The sequence below is a fragment of the Hymenobacter sp. BT188 genome (genome assembly GCF_014333585.1).
Lineage (GTDB): Bacteria > Bacteroidota > Bacteroidia > Cytophagales > Hymenobacteraceae > Hymenobacter.
Map to the genome: position 1 here is coordinate 162,035 of NZ_JACSCW010000004.1, position 18,585 is coordinate 180,619.

General features: G+C 57.4%; 12 protein-coding genes. 6 read left to right on the forward strand and 6 right to left on the reverse strand.

Annotated elements, in window-relative coordinates; genetic code table 11:
* Positions 1 to 3: 3 nt before the first annotated feature.
* The 6 genes from H8B13_RS12290 to H8B13_RS12315 all read right to left on the reverse strand — a co-directional run bounded on the left by H8B13_RS12290 (position 4) and on the right by H8B13_RS12315 (position 8,653).
* On the reverse strand, positions 4 to 2,223 hold the full coding sequence (locus H8B13_RS12290) for a tetratricopeptide repeat protein (protein WP_187311112.1): 2,220 nt from the start codon (positions 2,221 to 2,223) through the stop codon (positions 4 to 6).
* A gap of 68 nt (positions 2,224 to 2,291) precedes the next feature.
* Positions 2,292 to 2,477 carry a hypothetical protein gene (locus tag H8B13_RS12295; RefSeq protein ID WP_187311113.1) on the reverse strand — a complete coding sequence of 62 codons (186 nt, stop codon included), beginning with the start codon at positions 2,475 to 2,477 and terminating at the stop codon, positions 2,292 to 2,294.
* A 9-nt stretch (positions 2,478 to 2,486) separates the two neighbouring features.
* A complete protein-coding gene (locus tag H8B13_RS12300) occupies positions 2,487 to 2,900 on the reverse strand; it encodes a hypothetical protein (RefSeq protein ID WP_187311114.1) in 414 nt (137 codons plus the stop codon).
* A 483-nt stretch (positions 2,901 to 3,383) separates the two neighbouring features.
* Positions 3,384 to 6,842 carry a class I SAM-dependent DNA methyltransferase gene (locus H8B13_RS12305; protein WP_187311115.1) on the reverse strand — a complete coding sequence of 1,153 codons (3,459 nt, stop codon included), beginning with the start codon at positions 6,840 to 6,842 and terminating at the stop codon, positions 3,384 to 3,386.
* Positions 6,843 to 7,192: 350 nt separating this feature from the next.
* Complete coding sequence (locus tag H8B13_RS12310) at positions 7,193 to 7,942, reverse strand: SGNH/GDSL hydrolase family protein (RefSeq protein ID WP_187311116.1); 750 nt, start codon at positions 7,940 to 7,942, stop codon at positions 7,193 to 7,195.
* 171 nt (positions 7,943 to 8,113) lie between these two features.
* Positions 8,114 to 8,653 (reverse strand): heme NO-binding domain-containing protein, encoded by a 540-nt coding sequence (locus H8B13_RS12315; RefSeq protein ID WP_187311117.1) that lies wholly within the window; start codon positions 8,651 to 8,653, stop codon positions 8,114 to 8,116.
* A gap of 629 nt (positions 8,654 to 9,282) precedes the next feature.
* Here H8B13_RS12315 and H8B13_RS12320 point away from each other — a divergent pair.
* The 6 genes from H8B13_RS12320 to H8B13_RS12345 all read left to right on the forward strand — a co-directional run bounded on the left by H8B13_RS12320 (position 9,283) and on the right by H8B13_RS12345 (position 18,585).
* The gene (locus H8B13_RS12320; RefSeq protein WP_187311118.1) at positions 9,283 to 10,092 is read left to right on the forward strand and encodes a polysaccharide deacetylase family protein; all 810 of its coding nucleotides are present in this window, start codon (positions 9,283 to 9,285) and stop codon (positions 10,090 to 10,092) included.
* A 38-nt stretch (positions 10,093 to 10,130) separates the two neighbouring features.
* Positions 10,131 to 11,354: an oligogalacturonate lyase family protein gene (locus H8B13_RS12325; RefSeq protein ID WP_187311119.1), complete on the forward strand. Its 1,224-nt coding sequence runs from the start codon at positions 10,131 to 10,133 to the stop codon at positions 11,352 to 11,354.
* A 57-nt stretch (positions 11,355 to 11,411) separates the two neighbouring features.
* Positions 11,412 to 12,593, forward strand: a complete 1,182-nt coding sequence (locus tag H8B13_RS12330) for a glycoside hydrolase family 88 protein (protein WP_187311120.1) — start codon at positions 11,412 to 11,414, stop codon at positions 12,591 to 12,593.
* Positions 12,594 to 12,925: 332 nt separating this feature from the next.
* Positions 12,926 to 15,799 carry a glycosyl hydrolase gene (locus H8B13_RS12335; protein WP_187311121.1) on the forward strand — a complete coding sequence of 958 codons (2,874 nt, stop codon included), beginning with the start codon at positions 12,926 to 12,928 and terminating at the stop codon, positions 15,797 to 15,799.
* A 150-nt stretch (positions 15,800 to 15,949) separates the two neighbouring features.
* A complete protein-coding gene (locus H8B13_RS12340) occupies positions 15,950 to 17,035 on the forward strand; it encodes a glycoside hydrolase family protein (RefSeq protein WP_187311122.1) in 1,086 nt (361 codons plus the stop codon).
* Between the two features lie 14 nt (positions 17,036 to 17,049).
* Positions 17,050 to 18,585, forward strand: coding sequence for a sialate O-acetylesterase (locus tag H8B13_RS12345; RefSeq protein WP_187311123.1), 1,536 nt, complete (start codon positions 17,050 to 17,052; stop codon positions 18,583 to 18,585).

Consider the following 18,585-nt stretch of genomic DNA (forward strand, 5'->3'; position numbering starts at 1 on the left):
GGGTTACACGGTAGCCTTGGTCATTTCGGGGGTGGCGGGGCGGATGGCGCGTTGTGGAGCGGTGGCTAGCGGGAGACAAATAGTAAACTCGGTGTACTCACCTTCCTTCGTATCTACATCTAGCGTGCCGCGGTGGCCTTTGGTGATGATGTCGTAGCTCAGCGACAGGCCTAAGCCTGTGCCTTCGCCAGTGGGTTTGGTGGTAAAGAAGGGCTCGAAAATGCGTTGGCGCACCTCGTCGGGAATGCCGTTGCCGTTGTCGCGCACCTGAATCTTAACCTCTTTTTCGGTTTGCAGGGTGCGGATGATTATTTCCGGCTGATAAGCTTCACCCAACTGTTGGCGCTTCTCGGCTACCGCGTAAAATGCGTTGGTGAGCAGGTTGATCAGCACCCGGCTCAAATCCTGGGGTACCACTTGCAGGTTGGGGAGCTGGGGGGCAAATTCGGTGGTAAGCGTGGCTTTAAAGTCCTTGTTAGCGGCCTGATAGCTGTAGTGCGCTAGGCGCAGGCACTCTTCCGCCAACATGTTCAGGTCGGTGGGCTGGGGCTGGCCGCTGCTGGCGCGGGAGTGCTCCAGCATGCTTTTCACGATGCGGTCGGCGCGGCGCCCGTGCTGATGGATGCTCAGCTGGTTATGCGACAGATCGTGCAGCAGCTCCTCAATCGTGGCGCGGCCTCTCTCCGACAGTTTTTCTTTTGCTAGCTCCTCCTGTAGCTCCGTAGTCAGCTCCACGCCCAGGTCGGAGAAGTTGGTGATGAAGTTCAGCGGGTTCTGGATTTCGTGGGCCACGCCTGCCGTCAGCTGCCCCAGCGAGGCCAACTTCTCGTGCTGCACCAGCTGGGCCTGGGTGGCGCGCAGTTCCGTGAGGGCTTGGTCGAGGTCGTCGCGGTGAGCGGCTATGGCCAGATTCTTTTCTTTGAGCTGGCGGTTGGCGCGTTGTTTTAGAAAGACGTTGCGCAGCAACAGACCGGCCACCAGCACCAGCCCCGCTAATCCGGCCAGCAGAGCAATGAGCTGCTGGCGCTGGCGCTCCACCCACTGCTTCTGGAGCTGGCGGTCTTTGCTGATCAGGTCAATCTGCGCCTTTTTGCGGTCCAGCTCATAGCCATAGCGTAAAGCACTAGTTCGGCGCTGAATGTCCTCCCCAGAAAGCGAATCATCGTAGGCTATTTGCAGATTGCGGTAGCGGTAAGCCTGCTCAAAATCCCGGCGCTGACCGTAGGCTTCGGCGAGCAACTGGCTGGCCATGAAAATATTGACGTTGCTGCCCGATTTTTGGCTTAGCTCCAGGGCATGATGGGCCAGGGCCAGCACGCTATCAGTTTGGTTGGCAAGCAGGTAGGCTCGGGCCAGCATCAGCTCCACCGAGGGCAAGTTGTACGTATCCTGGGTGGCGCGCACCAGCTGGCGAGCCCGGAGGCCGTGGGCCAGCGCCTCTGCTGTGTTTCCCTGCCGACCATATACTTCCGCAAGGTTGATCTCATCAGAGATTTCGCCCCCCACGTTGCCTAGCTTTTTGCTGAGGCGAAGGGACCGTTGGTGATAGGCAATAGCTTGGGGCCAGTTTTTGAGCGTTTGGTAGGTAGTGCCCAATCCGTTCAGGGCCATCAATACCGTCTGCTCGTCTTTGAGGCGCTGGGCATTCTTTAGCGCGGCCCGCAGCGTCGACAGCGCCTCTGTATAGTCGCCCAGCTGGCTGTAAATGTTGCCCATATTAATTTGCAGCCGCGTGCGGGTGAGCAGGTCACCGCTTTTCTCCGTCAGTGGCAAGCCCTTCAGGGCAGAAGACAGGGCTCCCGGATAATTACCCTGTAATAGGTCAATCCAGCTCATTTGCAGCCAACCTCTACCCAGACCTTCCGAGTCGTTGCGCTTGGCAAACGAGGCCTGGGCTTGCTGGGCGTAGCGGCGAGCGAGGCCGTACTTGGTTTGGCGGCGGTAGAGGATGCTCAGGGCCAACAGCGCCTCGGCCTGGCCGTCGGTATAAGCGAGCTTGCGAGCCAGCGTCAGCGCCTGCTGATTCAGCTGCATGGCCTGTGGCATATCTCCTACACGTACCGCGTGCGCCAGGGCCAGCAGGCGCTGCACACGAAGGGTATCGGCGCGGGGCTGCTGGCGCAACAGTTGGCGCAGGCTGTCAGTGGCAGCAGACGTTTGGCCCGGAGCCGGCTGCGGGAGCAGAAAAACGCTGAAAAGAAGCAGAACTACTACATGCTTCATGCTGGCGGGCACTAAGGGTAAATACGTTGCCGCGCGTGCTGGTAGGCGGTTAGCAGGCAACCGCCGCGCTACTCTTCGTCGATAGTGCTGGACTCCTGGCTTTGCGTAGCCTGGGGTGGATTATGCAGTACGCCACCGTCCAAGGTGGAGAGATTGACGGGCTCATCCGACGTGCTGTCGGTAGGGCGGGAGGGATCTGGGGTCGACTCCTCAGGAGCCGAGTCACTGGTGCTGGTGGTGCGGGATTTCGACATGCTGCTTTTTTAATAAGGCGGATTGTGAATAACGCCGCCTGTTCTTTCGGTAAGCTCTTCTGCTTTGCTGAACTTAAATTCGGCGAACCGAAGCGTGGCTTCCACTATTTTATCCTCTCGCAAAGCCGTGACGTTGACGTCGTAGGGCTTCTTGAATCGATACCTTGAGGGCATGGCCTCATAGATTATATCTACAAAGCCTGCGTGGGGCACATCCGTGTAGGTGGCCGTACCGGCAATCATCGAATCACCTGAATTTATAACATACAGTATTTCACCTTTTTCCAGCTGAAAAGCGGCCGTAAAATGATTCGGGTCTTCGAGTCGCTTAGAGGTCTCGCTGAATGCGTCAACGTAAATCTGCCACTCGTCAGATGGCACTGGAAACTCTATGATGTCTGGATTTCCTTCGGTGAGCGCCATAGGTAGAATAGCTGAGGTGATAATAACTATTAATGTATACTAATATTAGAAATAATACAAAAAAATATTGTGTTGTTTATATGTAAATCAAATTATGCTATTGGGCTTATTCATTGTCTTGCGCCGCGATGAGCCGCCACGCACGCTCATGCTTTTCTCCTCTGATAATGTTGCGCCTATAGCTGAATGAGGCTGTTTTCACGAAGCGAAAACAGGGGCGTTTGATTCGTTGCGGATGGTGTTCAGAAGGTGGCGATTATGCAGATAAAAGAACGTCATGCAGAGCAACGCGAAGCATCTCGCGTGCTGATGTGAGGTTAGTAACCCACCGTCAGCACGCGAGATGCTTCGCGTTGCTCTGCATGACGTTCTTTTTTGCAAAAAAGCCCCCCAGACGTCAGCAACGACCTCAACCACCCCAGCCGCGCCTGCGGCGCGGCGTCCCCTCCTCAGGTGAGGAGGGGAGCTTGTTGTTCTGCTGATTTAGGCGGCGTAGGTGCCTTCTTCGGTGGGGCGCAAGAGGCTGAGGGCGGTGAGGGTGTCGAGGAGGGGCTGCACTTTCTCGGGGCGGGTGCGGCGGAAGCGGGCGGCTACTTGGGCGGCCGTGAGGGGTTGGGGGGACTGTTGCACGGCGTCGCGGACGGCTTGCATTTGTTGGGCTAGCTCAGTGGGCCAGGGCTGGGGGCCGGTGGCCTCGGTGGGGGAGGCGGTAGCGGCGGCGCTGGGGGGCAAATTCAGGGCGGATTGCTGCTGATCGGGGGCTTGGTAGGCGGGGCGCAGGTAGCGGACGTGGCCGGCTTGCTCTTCGCGGGCGCGCTCGTGGTTGAGGCGCACAAGGCGGGTGAGAATATCGGCGTCGGGGAGGTCGGGGGGGCAGTTGTAGGCTTCGGCCACGGCCGCGTCGAGCTGCTGGTGGAGGCTGAACACCACGGAGGCCAGGCCCTGCTGGTTGATGGTGTGCTCTTTGGCCGTGGCCAGGGGCTGACCGGCGCGCAGCTTCTCGACCACGTTGTAGAGGTCGGTGAGGGTGAGGCTGGGGTGCAGGGCCTGCTGGCGCTTGCGGTGGGCGTCGAGCTGTTCGGCCAACTCCCGGATGCGCGCCTGCTGCTCCGCCGTGGCGGCAGGGAAGGGGAACGGGTCGAAACAACGCGTTTTGTTGTAACGAGGAGTATTTCCTCCTAAGTCACCGCCAGTTGCTAGCGCCCAAACATTATGAAATCTACTTGATAATACGCCCAGATAATATGCATCATCCAAAGCTATTGCAATCAGCATATTATCAGGAAGGATATCTGCTTCTAGAAATTGAAACGTACGGTGTTTAGCGGTTTCTACCGTAGCAATGTATCGAGGCAAGCTATTCAAAGCTGGTCGGAAACTGCTCCGAGCTTCACCAAAAATCCACCAATTATCTCTGTAAGACGCTCGATTATTCTGGTCACGCTCAGGTTTAACGGTTTCAAATAGGTGCTGATATACAGCAGGGAACCTTTCAAGCACATTAGGTAATGACAGCCCAAATAAATCAATTATAAAAACACCACGTGGTTTATCAGCGAGGTCTTTCCCATTGCGATAAGGACGAATATGCTTATCGAGCCCAGTGATTGTTCCTAATCCTAAATTATTGGCCCGTTCTAGCGTAACTATGAATCCCGCTCCATGAAGCTTAACACCTGGATTTGAAAGGCCTGCATTGGATTTCAACAGCTTTGCACTGTCTAAATCTGCTCCAATTGTTAAGTCAGGAAGAATCCGGCCTTGTTGGTTAGAAAAAGTGACTTCAGAAGCTTCTTCTCCTTCTGATACTGTCTCAGTTCTCGGCGTAAGCAATTGACCAAAAAGCGGAGTACCCTGGGTTCGTTCAGCCACGGTCATTGCAATTCGTACCGCAGCCCCATCACCACTTTCCACCCACGGATGGTCGGGAATGGCGAAGGTGAGCGTGAGCGGGGCCGGTTCGCCTTCCAGGAAAGGCTGCATCACGCGGCGGTTGAAGGTTTGCTTGAGGCTGTTGGTGGTGATGAAGCCAAACCGCTCAGCGGGGCCGCGCTGCACGGCGGCCGCAGCATTGTACCACCAATACATCACGAGGTCGGCCGAGTCGGGCACTTTGCCTTTGTAGGCTTTGCGCAGGGCTTCGGTGTAGCCGTCGCCGAGGGCATCGCGCATCCGGGCCGGGCCCACAAACGGCGGATTACCGACAATAAAATCGGCTTCGGGCCACGCGGCGGGCTTGGGGTTGGGATAATCGAAGACGGCGGTGCGGGCGGTTTCGTCGGGGATGGGCTGGCCGGTGGCGGGGTGGAGGCGGGTGGTGCCGTCCCAGCGCGTCACGGGGAGGCCGTGGGCATCGAAGCGGGGCACGGGCGGGTCGTGCTGGAGGGCGGCATCCTGCTGGCGGATGTTCTGGTACTCATCCAGCAGGGGTTCGGCTAGCTGCGTGACGCCGTGGGTGCGCAGGTGCCATTGCAGGTAGCCGATGCGCAGCACCACGTCGGCAATGGCGGCCGCGCGCGGGTTTAGCTCCAGCCCCAGCAGTTGGCGCGGACTCACGGTGGTGCCGCCGCCCAAATCGAGCAGGCCCGTGTGGCCGTAGCTGTTGATGGCGGCCAGTACTTCGCCCTCCAGGCGCTTGAGGTGCTCCAGCGTGACGTAGAGGAAGTTGCCGGAGCCGCAGGCCGGGTCGAGGATGCGAATGGAGGTAAGCCGGTTGAGGAAGCGGACCAGCTCGGCGCGGGCTTCTTTGGGCTGGCCTTCGTCGAGGCGACGGGCGCCGGCGGCCTGCGTTGCCGCCCACTCGCGGCGCAGGGGCTCCAGCACCGTGGGCAGCACCAGGCGCTCTACGTAGCGGCGCGGGGTGTAGTGGGCGCCCAGGCTGTGGCGCTCCTTGGGGTCGAGGGCGCGTTCGAGCAGGGTGCCGAAGATGGCGGGCTCCACCTCGGTCCAGTCGGCTTCGGCGGCTTTGAGCAGCAGCTGCATCTGGTCGGTGGAGAGGGGCAGGGCCGTGGCATCATGAAACAGCTTGCCATTGAAGCGGCGCAGGCGGGCCTTGAGGTCGGGCGAAAAGCCCCCCAGGTCCATAGTGCGCCACAGTCCGGCCAAGGCATCGGGCAGAAACTCGCGCATCTCGGGGGTGGAGTAGGTGCGCAGCATGCCCGTAAAGGAGGTTTTGGGAATGAGCCCCACATCCTCCGAAAACATAGTAAACAGGCAGCGCATCAGAAACTGCGCCACCACATCGGGCGCGTGCCCGGCCCGCTCCAGCTGGGCCGATACGCCGGCCAGGTAGCCGGCCAGCTCCCGCGTCACGCGGGCCGCGCGGCGGCTGGGGTCCAGCTCGCGCGGCTCGGTGAAAAGCTGGCGCAGCATGGCGCGGGTGCCTGCATCGGCCAGGGCTGAGAGCGGCAGCCGAAACCGCGACTGGTCGGGAAACGGCACAAACGAGTCGCCGACGCCGGCGAAGTTGGAGTACACATCGAGGCAGTAGCCCACGTCGGCCACCAGCACAAACAGGGGGCGAGGCTCATCGGCGGGCAGGGCGCGTACGTAGCCGAGGGCCTGCTGGCGGGCGGCCTGCATCATCTGTTCCCACTTGGCGGAGCCGCGCACGGCGTGGCCCTTGCGGCGAGTGGTGGCGGGCAGGCCCAGCTCGGCGCGCTCCAGCTTTTGCTGTTGGTCGGGGGTGTCGGTGCCTTGCTTGGTTTCGAGCACAAAGCAGCCGCGCTTATACAGGTCGATGCGGCCGGTGCTTTTCTTGGCGCCGTCGTTGAACTGCACGGCCCGCTCCAGCACGTAGGCATCCTGGGCGGGGTTGTCGGTAGTGGGGTCGGGCTTCGGGACTTCTAATAAATCGCAGAGGTCTTGGAGGAAGAGGCCATAGTTGGCCCGCTCCGCGCCGCCGGCCGGGCGCCAGCGGGCTTCAAATTCGGGATAAGTCACGAGGGATAAGTCGGTCGGTAGAAAGGGGGTGGGAAGATAGGGAGGATTGGCTGATGTGGGCCTCACCCCCCGGCCCCCTCTCCTAGGGGAGAGGGGGAGCCTGACGACAGTCGTTCTACGCCGCACTTTCGGCTTGCGCCTCAAGCACGGCTACCGTATTTTATTCATCATAAAAAAGCCCCCCAGAAAGGTTCTGGGGGGCTTTTTTATGATGTCTTCACTGGGTTGTTAACAACTCGGTAGCCGTGCTTGAGGCGCAAGCCGAAAGTGCGGCGTAGAACGACTCCCCCTCTCCCCTAGGAGAGGGGGCCGGGGGGTGAGGCCCACCGTTGAACCGGCCGGGGAGGCCCCTACTTACCTGCCTTGATAACCGCCACGATTGACTTGGCGAAGATGGGGGCTACTACCGCTTGGCCGGCGTCGTTGAGGTGCACTAGGTCAGCGTAATAGGTTTTGTCTTTCTCGGTGCCGCCGGGGCCGATGCGCGGGTCCTGGGCGACGTCGGCTAGCTCATGGAACAGGGTGTTGCCGCTGGCTTTTACGGCGCGCAGGGCCACGTTCACGGCTAGTCGGTCGCGCTCTTGGGTGGCGGGGTAGTCATCTTCGGAGCGGGGCAACAAAGTACCCATCACAATCTTCCACTCTGGGTGCGCGGCCCGTGCGCGGCGGCATACTTCCAAGAGGGATTCTTCGGCTTGCTTGGCTGTGGCGCCGTAGTAAATATGGTTGGTGCCTTCCCAGAGCACCAGCACGTTCACATCCTTGGTGGGGTCGAAGGCGGCGTTGATCTTCGGCATCTGGTCGAGCACCTGGGGCGTGACGTAGTTGGCCACCGCGAAGTTTTCTGAAGTGCCGGCTCCTAAAGCTGCTCCACCCTGGCTCTTGACCTCGGCCATAATCTTGGTGTCGATAACGAAGCCCAGGTAGCCGGAGAGCAAGCTGTTGCCAGCGTAGGTGATTTTGTAGGTGATGGGAGCCGCCGGAGCAGGGGCAGGAGCTGGCGCAGGTTCCGGATCAGTATCGGAGCCGCTGGAACTGCAACCCAGCAGGCTAAGCGAAAGCGCAAAAAGGAAGCTACGGGTGGTGATTTTTATAGACATGAAGCTAGATGAAGGATCAGAAATTGCCAGAGTACAAGCCTTTACGGAATAGTACACTTGGCGTATCAAGGACCCTAGAACGTGCATTCGGGCAAAAAAGATATTTTCCCTGCCATCTACTTTCGGTAGCGTTGAGCCTGTACACGCCACGTAAGCCGCGAAGAAGTGCCCCTACGTCCGGCGCACATGAATGGTCACCTGCTCGCCGTCTTCGCTGGTGGTGGGCATCACGTCAATGCGGTCGGCCTCATCGAAATACGTAGCCAGCCCGCGCACAATGCCCACGGCCAAACCACTCATGCGCCGCGGCGACACATAGTCGATGGTCAGCTCGTTCTCACTCAGGCGCTCTACATTAAGCACTGGGGGGCTATTTTCGGGGTGCTCGCGGCGTACTTGATTGTGCATGGTGAGCTCGGTGTGCTCGATCATGTCGAGGGTTTTCCAATCGGGCTGCACGTATTTCTGGTACATAAACATCAGATCAGGCACCAAGTACTCGCCAAACTTCTCGTGCAATTCGCCCGCCGATAGGCCTGTCATCTCGGCGGCCTGACCTACCAAGGCATAAATATTCTCGTCGGGGTATACCGTTTTGTGGTCGAACTCAACGTTTTCGAGGCCGGAAAGCTCCATGAGCTTGAGCCAAGTGCTATGGTCGTACTGAGTTTGAACGTAGCGCTTTAGCAGTATAAGAACGGTGCCGTGCATAATCTGGGCTGAGGGTACAGGTAAAAATGAGTGATAAACTGGCCGCGGCCTTGCCTCCACCGGGAGTTGTTATACTACTAAATATCCAACGCGCGGCTTGTTTGCCGATGTGCCCAAACTATTGTTCAGCTTGCCGGGCAGCCGATTTGCTAAGGTACAAGGTCCAAGCCAAGGAATACACTTAACTCCTATAACTAACGCTATTGCCTAGTTGAACATAGTGGTCAGTAGCGCATTAACGCTCGGACTCGTGGATACAATCGCCTGATCACCCGTGTTCACCCACATTTCCCCCTCCTGTCATCCTTGATCTAGCGTCCGGCCCGAGGGACCTTCTCACGGTAGCACGAGACGTTGTTATGCTAGTCGTTCAACAGGCAGAAGGTCCTTCGGGCCGGACGCTAGATCAAGGATGACAGAAGGGGGAAATGATAGTATAAAGGATAACTGTGCGAATAAAGCGAAAAACTATGTCGTAACATCGGGCTCCCACAGTAACCATTGGTATACTTCGAAAGCAGACACTACAGACCTAAAGGCTACAGTATAGGGCATTTTTGAGCGAATGAATTTCACTGCACCCCAGAGTACAGGAGGGTTGCGGCAAGTGAAGAGTGTTTCTTGTACTCATGCTTCACGCCATTCGTGTACATAGCGCCGGGCTTCACTTGCTCCGATTGCTACTTCTTGTAGCGTTCGGGCTGCCTGCTGGTTCCAGCTATGCGCAGCAGTTGCGCCGCCCTGTGCCCGACAAGCTCGTGGTGCTCACCTTCGACGATGCAGCCGTTACGCATGCTACCTACGTCGCGCCTCTAATGAAGAAATACGGCTTCGGCGCCACCTTCTACGTCTGCGAGTTTCGGCCCGATTTCGCCGACAAAACAAAGTACATGAGCTGGGCCCAAATAGCGGATTTGCACAGTCAGGGCTTCGAAATCGGCAGCCATACGCTCACGCATAAGCACGTGAACAAAATGAGCGCGCCAGAGCTGGTGGCCGAGCTCGATTCTATTGAAAGCCGTTGCCGCAACAATGGCATCTCCAGGCCGACCACGTTTGCTTACCCCGCCTACGACACGCACCCCATCGCCTTTACGGTGCTGCCTCAGCAAGGCTACCAGTTTGCCCGCATAGGTGGCGACAAGCCCTACGACCCCGCTACTGATAATCCTCTGCTCATTCCCAGCTTCACCACTACCGGCACCGATAAGCAACGTGTGCTAACAGCCATTCAGCAGGCCGTGGGGGGCAAAATTGTGGTGCTCACCGTGCACGGCGTCCCCGACTACGCCCACGACTGGGTAACTACTCCGCCTGTGCTTTTCGAGGAATACCTGCGCTACCTGCACGACAACAACTACAAAGTCATTGCCCTACGCGACCTCAAAAAGTACGTGCGCGTGCCGCCAGCTGCCGCGGTCAGTGCGCCTAAGTCTTAAGCTCCGATCTACTTCTCCCACTCTACACTCTCCCAACTATGATTACAAACAGACTTCTGCTCCTACTCGCGAGTAGCCTGCTGCTTGGAAGCAACGCCGGGGCCCAAACCAAGCAGGAAACTGGGGGAAAGCCCATGCCTGCCGACTGGATTGACCAGGACACAGGCCACAAAGTGATGCGCCTGACGCCCACCGATGGCGGCAATGGCAGCTTCTACTTCCACAACAACCCCTTCCTGCAAGGCAAAGCCGGCGAAGGCGACAAAATGGTGTATTACCACACCGATGAGCGCGGCAAGCAAATCCGCCTGCTGAACCTAAAAACCCGCCAAACCACGCCGCTGACCCGCTACTTCAAATCGGTGAAGGGCGAAATAGTGGGCCGGAAGCGCCGCGAGGTGTTCTACCAGGTGCAGGACACAGTGTACGCTACCCACGCCGACACGAAAAAGACCCGTCGCGTCTTCGTGTTTCCGGACGATTTCAAGGCCGACATCACCTCGCTGAATGCCGCCGAAACCCAGCTCGGCGGCGCCTGGGGCACCGATGCAGAGAAGGAGATTTTCCGCCAGTATCCGGCCAAAAGCGACTTTTTCAACCGCATTTACGAGGCCAAGCTGCCGCGCACCCTCTTCGTGGTGGACGCGGGCGGGAGCGGCAAGCTCACCAAGCTGTTCACCGACAACGCATGGCTGAACCACGTGCAGTTTTCCCCCACCGACCCCGATTTGCTGATGTTTTGCCACGAAGGGCCTTGGCACAAAGTGGACCGAATCTGGCACATCAACACCAAAACCAAGGCCGTGAAGCTGGTGCACAAGCGCACGGTGGAGGGCGAAATTGCGGGCCACGAATTCTTCAGCCGCGATGGCAAAACCATCTGGTTTGATTTGCAAAAGCCCCGCAGCGTGACCTTCTACCTGGCCGGCGCCGACGTGAAAACCGGTAACGAAAAGCTGTACCAAATGGACCGCAACGAGTGGTCGATTCACTTCAATATCTCCCCCGACCAGAAGCTGTTTGCCGGCGACGGCGGCGACGCGGGACAGGTAGCCAAAGCCCCCGACGGCATGTGGATATACCTGTTCCGCCCCGAGGGCGACAAATTCAAGTCGGAGCGACTGGTGAACATGAAGCACCACGGCTACAAGCTGGAGCCCAATGTCCATTTCTCCCCCGATGGCAAGTGGATAATTTTCCGGGCCAACTTCGAGGGGCAGGAGCAGGTGTACGCGGTAGAAATTGCCAAAGCGGCATCGTAGAAAGTGCCCACACTACTACAGAAATCACTAAAACTTATGACACCACAACCCATGACAATGACGCAGCGCTGGGGGGCTTTTTGGCAACAACTATTGGTGGCGGCTTGCCTGCTCGCCTGCTTGGCAACCACGGCGGAGGCCCAGAAAATGCCCAAGCAGAAGGACGTGCTCAAGACCATGCGCAAGACCAACGCCTACTTCATGAAGAAGTGGCCGGACACAGGCAAGGAAATCGTGACCAACAAAACCCGCCCCAGCCATATTTGGACGCGGGCCGTGTACTACGAAGGCCTCATGGCGCTCTACGGCATCGATAAGCAAAAGCAGTACTACGACTACGCCGTGGACTGGGGTGAAAAGCACCAATGGGGCCTGAATAACGGCATTACCACGCGCAACGCCGATAACCAAGCTGCTGGCCAGACTTACATTGCCCTCTACGAAATAGACCCTAAGCCCGAGCGCATCCGCGACATCAAAGCCAGCATCGACCTGATGGTGAACAGCCCGAAAGTAGATGACTGGTGGTGGATTGACGCCCTGCAAATGGCCATGCCTGTGTACGCCAAGCTCGGCGTTATGACCAAGGATACGGCCTACTACGAGAAGATGTATCGGCTTTACAATTACTCCAAAACGGTGCACGGCACCAACGGCCTCTACAACCCCCAGGACCAGCTCTGGTGGCGCGACAAGGACTTCGTGCCCCCGTACAAAGAGCCCAACGGCGAGGATTGCTACTGGAGCCGCGGCAACGGCTGGGTAGTGGCGGCCATGGTCCGGACACTCGAAATTCTGCCCCAAGATGCCCCCCACCGCGCCGAGTACGAACAGATGTACATGAACATGATGAAGGCCCTGCCCGCCCTCCAGCGCCCCGACGGCTACTGGAACGTCAGCCTCCACGACCCTACAAACTTCGGCGGCAAAGAACTAACCGGTACGTCACTATTCATCTACGGCATGGCCTGGGGCATCAACAACGGTCTGCTCGATGCCAAGCAATACCAGCCGATCATCGCCAAGGCCTGGAACGCTATGGCTAAGGAGTGCGTGCACCCCAATGGCTTCCTGGGCTACGTGCAAGGCACTGGCAAAGAGCCTAAAGACGGCCAGCCCGTGAGCTACACCAGCAAGCCCGATTTTGAGGACTACGGCCTCGGCTGCTTCCTGCTGGCCGGCAGCGAGATCTACAAAATGAATGATGTTAAATCAAAGTCAGTAAGCGCAGGTAACTAAAGAACGACCAACTCCCCTCCTCAGATGAGGAGGGGACGCCACCGCGTAGCGGGGGCTGGGGTGGTTGAGGTCGTTGCTGATGTTGTTTAACAGAACGTCATGCAGAGCGCAGCGAAGCATCTCGCGTGCTGACGCTGGATTAGTACTCCCACTACCGCGAGTGAGATGCTTCGCTCTGTATGACCTGCTTTTTTTAGCAGATAAATAACGCTCCGGTCAACCACCCCTAACCCCTCCTCAGATGAGGAGGGGAGCTAGCTCTAACCTAGCTTCTTTAGGCTTCCTTACTCTTCTCCAGCACCTGCTTTTAGCTCTGCTTTCTTGCTTCTCCCATGAAAAAGTCTCTGTTTTTCTCTCTGCTTATTGCCGCGGCGCTTCATCAAAACGCTGCATCGGCCCAAACCCTGAAATGGCCCGAAATAAACCAGCAAAACAAGCCTTGGACGCGTTGGTGGTGGCAAGGCAGCGCCGTGAACGAGCAGGACCTGACGCGCCTGCTCACGCAGTACCAGCAAGCAGGTTTGGGCGGCACCGAAATCACACCGATTTATGGGGTGAAAGGCACGGAAAACCAATTCATTGACTTTCTATCGCCCAAGTGGATGACCATGCTTACGCACACGCTCACCGAGTCGAAGCGGCTGGGGCTGGGCGTGGATATGGCGCAGGCGTCTGGGTGGCCGTTTGGCGGTCCGTGGGTGACATCCGAGGATGCTTGCAAGTACGTGGCTTATCAGACGTACACTATGAAGGGTGGGGAGCAACTGAAAGAGGCGGTAAGCTACATGCAGAAGCCGATGATACGCACTGTAGGCCAGCCCATCGACATCAAGCAATTGGTGGAACCAGTTGCTAAAAACAAGAATTTGCAACTCCACGCTTTCGACCAGGTCCGGTTTGAGAAGCCGCTGCCGTTGCAGGCGCTCATGGCTTACTCGGATAAGGGCCAAACAGTAGATTTAACCGGTAAAGTAGACGCCAATGGCAAGCTAAACTGGACCGCGCCGGCCGGCAACTGGACCTTGTATGGTGTATTTCAAGGCTGGCACGGCAAGCAGGTAGAGCGGGCCGGCCCCGGTGGAGAAGGCGACGTAATTGACCACTTCTCCCAAACCGCGACTCAGCACTATTTGCAGCGCTTCGACGAAGCTTTCAAGGGCCGCGATGTGTCAAGCATTCGGGCGTTTTTCAACGATTCTTATGAGGTAGACGACGCCCAAGGCGAAAGCAATTGGACGCCCCAGATGTTTGCCGAATTCCAGAAGCGCCGCGGCTACGACTTGCGTCAGCACTTGCCCGCATTATTCGGTAAAGCCAGTGAAGACCAGAACCAGCGCGTGCTCACCGACTACCGCGAAACCTTGTCGGAGCTGCTGCTGGAAAACTACACCAAAACGTGGAGCGACTGGGCCAAAACGCACAAAGCCCTGATTCGCAATCAAGCCCATGGCTCGCCAGCTAACATCTTGGATTTGTACGCCGTCACGGATATTCCGGAGATAGAAGGGGAGGATTTGCTGCGCATAAAGTTTGCTTCTTCGGCCGCCCACGTGACGGGCAAAAAGCTCACGTCGTCGGAGTCGGCTACTTGGGAAAATGACCACTTTCTTTCCAAGCTCAGCGACATCAAAAAGGCCATGGACCGCATGCTGCTGGGGGGCGTTAATCACACGTTTTACCACGGCACTAACTACTCGCCCCAGGCCGCGGCTTGGCCAGGCTGGCTGTTTTATGCGGCTGTGCACTTCAACCCAAACAACACGTTCTGGACTGATTTTGCTCAGCTAAACCGCTACGTGGCGCACGCGCAATCCTTTTTGCAGGCCGGGCAACCTAGCAACGACGTGCTGGTGTACCTGCCCATTTATGACTCCTATGGCAAGCCAGGCAAGGTAATGCTTCAGCACTTCGACGGCATTGACCACGGCTTTAAAGGCATGCCCGTAGGAGCTACCGGCGAGGCATTGCTGGCCAAAGGCTACGGCTTCGATTTTATTTCCGACCTGCAACTTCAGCAGGTAAAAAACACAGCTAAAACTCTGCAAACCGGCGGTGGCTCCGCCTACCAAACTATCCTGGTGCCAGCCGCGCAGGTAATGCCTCTTGCCACGATGGAGCAGCTGATGAAGCTGGCCCAAAACGGCGCTACCATCGTTTTTCAGGACCAATTACCTACCGACGTTCCCGGCTTAAGTAAGCTGGACAGCCGCCGCGCTGCTTTTAAAAAGCTGGTTGGCACGCTCAAGTTTACTACCAGTGGCGGCGTGCAGAAAGCTAGCGTGGGCAAGGGCTCGGTGCTGGTTGGTAAAGACGTGGATCAGGCGCTGACTGCCGCCGGTGTACAGCGCGAAGCTATGGTGGATAAGGGCCTGGAGTTTGTGCGTCGCCGCCACGAGAAGGGTCACTATTACTTTGTAGCCAACTGGAGCGAAAAACCGGTGGAAAGCTGGGTGCCGCTACGCGTGGGGGGCAAATCAGTGGCGCTGTACAACCCCATGACGGAGAAGTTGGGCGTGGCTGCCTCGCGCACCTCCGCAAACGGCACGGAAGTGTATGTGCAGCTGGCGCCCGGCGAGTCGTGCATTCTGGAAACCAACGATGCCGCTCTGACCGGTCCTGCCTACGCTTATATGAAAGCTACTGGCGCCCCCCAGCCCGTGCAGGGTACTTGGGACGTGAGCTTTGTGTCGGGTGGACCAGAGTTGCCGGCCAAAACCCAAGTCAAAGACTTAAGCTCGTGGACCAGCTGGAACGGTGAGGCAGTGAAAAATTTCTCCGGCACTGCCACTTATGCTATTTCATTTGCCAAGCCCCAGGGTACGGGCGAAGGATTTATCCTGGATCTGGGTCGCGTGGCGGAAAGCGCCCGCGTGCAGCTCAACGGGCAGGAGCTAGGCACATTGGTTGGACCTACGTATCAGGTGTTTGTGCCGAAAGAGAAAATCCAAGCCACAAACAAGCTGGTAGTTACCGTCAGCAATGGTATGGCCAACCGCATCATTCACATGGACCGCAATAAGGTTTCCTACAAGAATGCGTACAACATTAATATGTCGAGCAAGCTCAAGGAAAACCGCGGGGCAGATGGTCTTTTCACGGCGGAGAAATGGACCCCAAAGGAGTCTGGCTTGCTAGGCCCCGTGACGCTGACGCCAACGACAACGACAACGAATGATCGTCAGGATAAAGTATCGCCGGGATTATAAGTCTGGAATCCTTTTTCGAACGGTGTAGAGACGCGTATTCGCGTCTAATCGTTGCTGACTTTGTTGAGGTAAACTTTACAACAGCGCAGTGCCCATCGTTCAACGACGAGACGCAAATATGCGCCTCTACATCGCTAATTCTTCCCAACGATGCTTACTCGTCGCGCTTTTCTTGCTACACTCACCTTAGCGCCTGTGGCGGGGGCGCTGGGGGGCTTTTCTGCAGGCCGACTGATTGATTATCCCAAAGGCAGCTTCTCGAAATTCAGCAAGCACTTGAAGCCCGTGGGCCGCGCTCTGGAACTGCCCGATTACTACGTGTGGTGTACGAGTCCCATCGACGGGCCCGATGGCAAAGTGCACGTGTTTTTCTCGCGTTGGCCTTCTAAGAAGGGTATGGGTGGCTGGATCAGCAGCTCCGAAATTGCCCACGCCGTTGGTGATTCGGCGGAAGGCTCGTTCACTTTTGTGGAGGTAGTGCTGGCGCCGCGCGGACCCGGATATTGGGACGCTACCACCTGCCACAATCCCAGTATTCAGTTTGTGGATGGGAAATATTGCCTGTTCTTTATGGGCAACAGCAACGGCAAAACCGACACCAAGCGCATCGGCCTAGCCACCGCCGACTCGCTCAACGGCCCTTGGCAGCGCCCCGATGCACCCTTGCTGGAGCCCGGCGCTGAAGGTGCCTGGGACGACCATTGCACTACTAATCCGGCCTTCATTAAGCATCCCAACGGGCAGTATTGGCTGTACTATAAATCGTGGAATACCCAAGACTACATTACGGCCAAAGACCCCACCATTCGCGGCAACCGCAAGTACGGCCTAGCCGTGGCCGATAAGCTGGAAGGCCCATACATGAAGTACTCTGGCAACCCAGTTATTGACTTTTCCAACCAAGGCCACAACAAGCAGTTTGAAGATGCCTTTGTGTGGCGGCAGGGGGGCAAATTTCGGCTTCTGGCCCGCGACATGGGCGTATACAACCACGAAGTCGGACTATACCTGGAATCGGAGGACGGCAAGCGCTGGGACTTTCCCAAAATTGCCTACTTGCCCCTACGCGAATATGGTGTGGTAGAGCCGCCCGCGCCCTCTAATCTGAAGCGCTACGGCCGCCTGGAGCGTCCTCAATTATTGCTGCGCGATGGCAAGCCTGCGTACCTGTTTGGTGCCTCGCAGGGTGGGAAATCCATGACAGCGTCGGCCTTTATTTTTAAAATCACTTCGTAAAAAAGCCCCCCACAATGACTCATCGGCTCCTTCTGCGCCACCTCTTGCTTTTACCGCTGTTTGCGCTGGCATGTCCGGCCTGGGCCAACATCAAGCTGCCCGCGTTGCTGACCGACAACATGGTGTTGCAGCAAAAAACAACGGTGGCCCTTTGGGGCTGGGCCGACCCCGGCGAAGTCGTGACAGTAACGGCCAGCTGGCAAAAAGCCCCCCAAAAAGCCACCGCCGATGCGCAGGGCAACTGGCAGGTGCGCATACCCACCGACAAGGCCGGCGGACCGCATACCATCACCTTTCAGGGCAAAAACAAGCTGGTAGTCAGCAATGTGCTGCTAGGGGAAGTATGGCTGTGCTCGGGGCAGTCGAACATGAATTTTCCGGTGGCGAAAGGTTCTTCTAAATGGATGACGGGTGTAGTGAATGAGGCGGAAGTAGTACCTAAGGCGAAGTACCCCTCCATTCGGATGTTTACGGTGCCGCAGAAAGTGGCCGATACACCCCAGATGGATACGGAGGGGAAGTGGGTCGTGTGCAGCCCCGAAACAGTGGGAAGCTTTTCGGCCGTGGCTTACTTTTTTGGCCAGGAAATTCACGAGAAGACTAAGGTGCCGGTGGGCCTGATTCACTCCTCCTGGGGTGGCACGCCGGCTGAATCTTGGACACGGAAAGACGTGCTGGAAAAGGACCCTGATTTGCGCCCCATTCTCACGCGCTATGACCAAGGTCTAACTCAACGCCCCGCCTACGAAGCGGCCCTCACCGCGTGGCAGCAGGAAAAAGCCGCTACTCCCCAAACGACTACGCCCAAGCCCGCCGAGCCGCTCAGCGCGACCAGCAATAAGTCGCCCTACAAGCTCTACAACGGCATGATCAAGCCCTTGATTCCGTACACGTTGAAGGGTGTCATCTGGTATCAGGGCGAGAGCAATGCCGTGCGCGCGTATCAGTACCGCAAGCTGTTTCCGGCCATGATTGCCAACTGGCGCCAGGACTGGCAGCAGCCGAATCTGCCATTCTACTTTGTTCAAATTACCCCCCACAAGGATCAGAATCCTGAAATCCGGGAAGCGCAGCTGGTGAGCATGCAAACCGTGCCAAACACGGGCATGGTGGTTACCACCGACGTCGGCGACTCACTTGATATTCATCCGCGCAATAAACAGGTGGTGGGCCATCGGTTGGCATTGTGGGCGTTAGCTAAAGAATATGGGCAGAAAAATCTGCCGTATTCGGGTCCCATCTACAAAAAGATGGAAGTGAAAGATGGTAAAGCCCGCCTGCAATTCGGCTACACATCGGGCGGCTTGGTTGCCCAAAATGGCGACTTGCGCGAGTTTACTATTGCCGGCCCCGATAGCGTGTTTCGGCCTGCTCAGGCTCGTATTGAGGACAACTCTGTGGTGGTATGGAGCGAGCAGGTGAAGCAGCCGGTAGCTGTACGCTTTGGCTGGAGCAAGTCGCCCATGCCTAATCTATACAACGGGGCCGGCCTGCCCGCTTCGCCCTTCCGCACTGATCAGTGGCGGACAAGTACTCAAGGTAAAAAATAA

What these genes read in the sequence shown, in the direction of transcription:
- H8B13_RS12290 (WP_187311112.1), bottom strand. Translation starts at nt 2,223, where the DNA reads ATGAAGCATGTAGTAGTTCTGCTTCTTTTCAGCGTTTTTCTGCTCCCG.
- H8B13_RS12295 (WP_187311113.1), bottom strand. Translation starts at nt 2,477, where the DNA reads ATGTCGAAATCCCGCACCACCAGCACCAGTGACTCGGCTCCTGAGGAG.
- H8B13_RS12340 (WP_187311122.1), top strand. Translation starts at nt 15,950, where the DNA reads ATGCTTACTCGTCGCGCTTTTCTTGCTACACTCACCTTAGCGCCTGTG.
- H8B13_RS12315 (WP_187311117.1), bottom strand. Translation starts at nt 8,653, where the DNA reads ATGCACGGCACCGTTCTTATACTGCTAAAGCGCTACGTTCAAACTCAG.
- H8B13_RS12325 (WP_187311119.1), top strand. Translation starts at nt 10,131, where the DNA reads ATGATTACAAACAGACTTCTGCTCCTACTCGCGAGTAGCCTGCTGCTT.
- H8B13_RS12330 (WP_187311120.1), top strand. Translation starts at nt 11,412, where the DNA reads ATGACGCAGCGCTGGGGGGCTTTTTGGCAACAACTATTGGTGGCGGCT.
- H8B13_RS12320 (WP_187311118.1), top strand. Translation starts at nt 9,283, where the DNA reads ATGCTTCACGCCATTCGTGTACATAGCGCCGGGCTTCACTTGCTCCGA.
- H8B13_RS12335 (WP_187311121.1), top strand. Translation starts at nt 12,926, where the DNA reads ATGAAAAAGTCTCTGTTTTTCTCTCTGCTTATTGCCGCGGCGCTTCAT.
- H8B13_RS12345 (WP_187311123.1), top strand. Translation starts at nt 17,050, where the DNA reads ATGACTCATCGGCTCCTTCTGCGCCACCTCTTGCTTTTACCGCTGTTT.
- H8B13_RS12300 (WP_187311114.1), bottom strand. Translation starts at nt 2,900, where the DNA reads ATGGCGCTCACCGAAGGAAATCCAGACATCATAGAGTTTCCAGTGCCA.
- H8B13_RS12310 (WP_187311116.1), bottom strand. Translation starts at nt 7,942, where the DNA reads ATGTCTATAAAAATCACCACCCGTAGCTTCCTTTTTGCGCTTTCGCTT.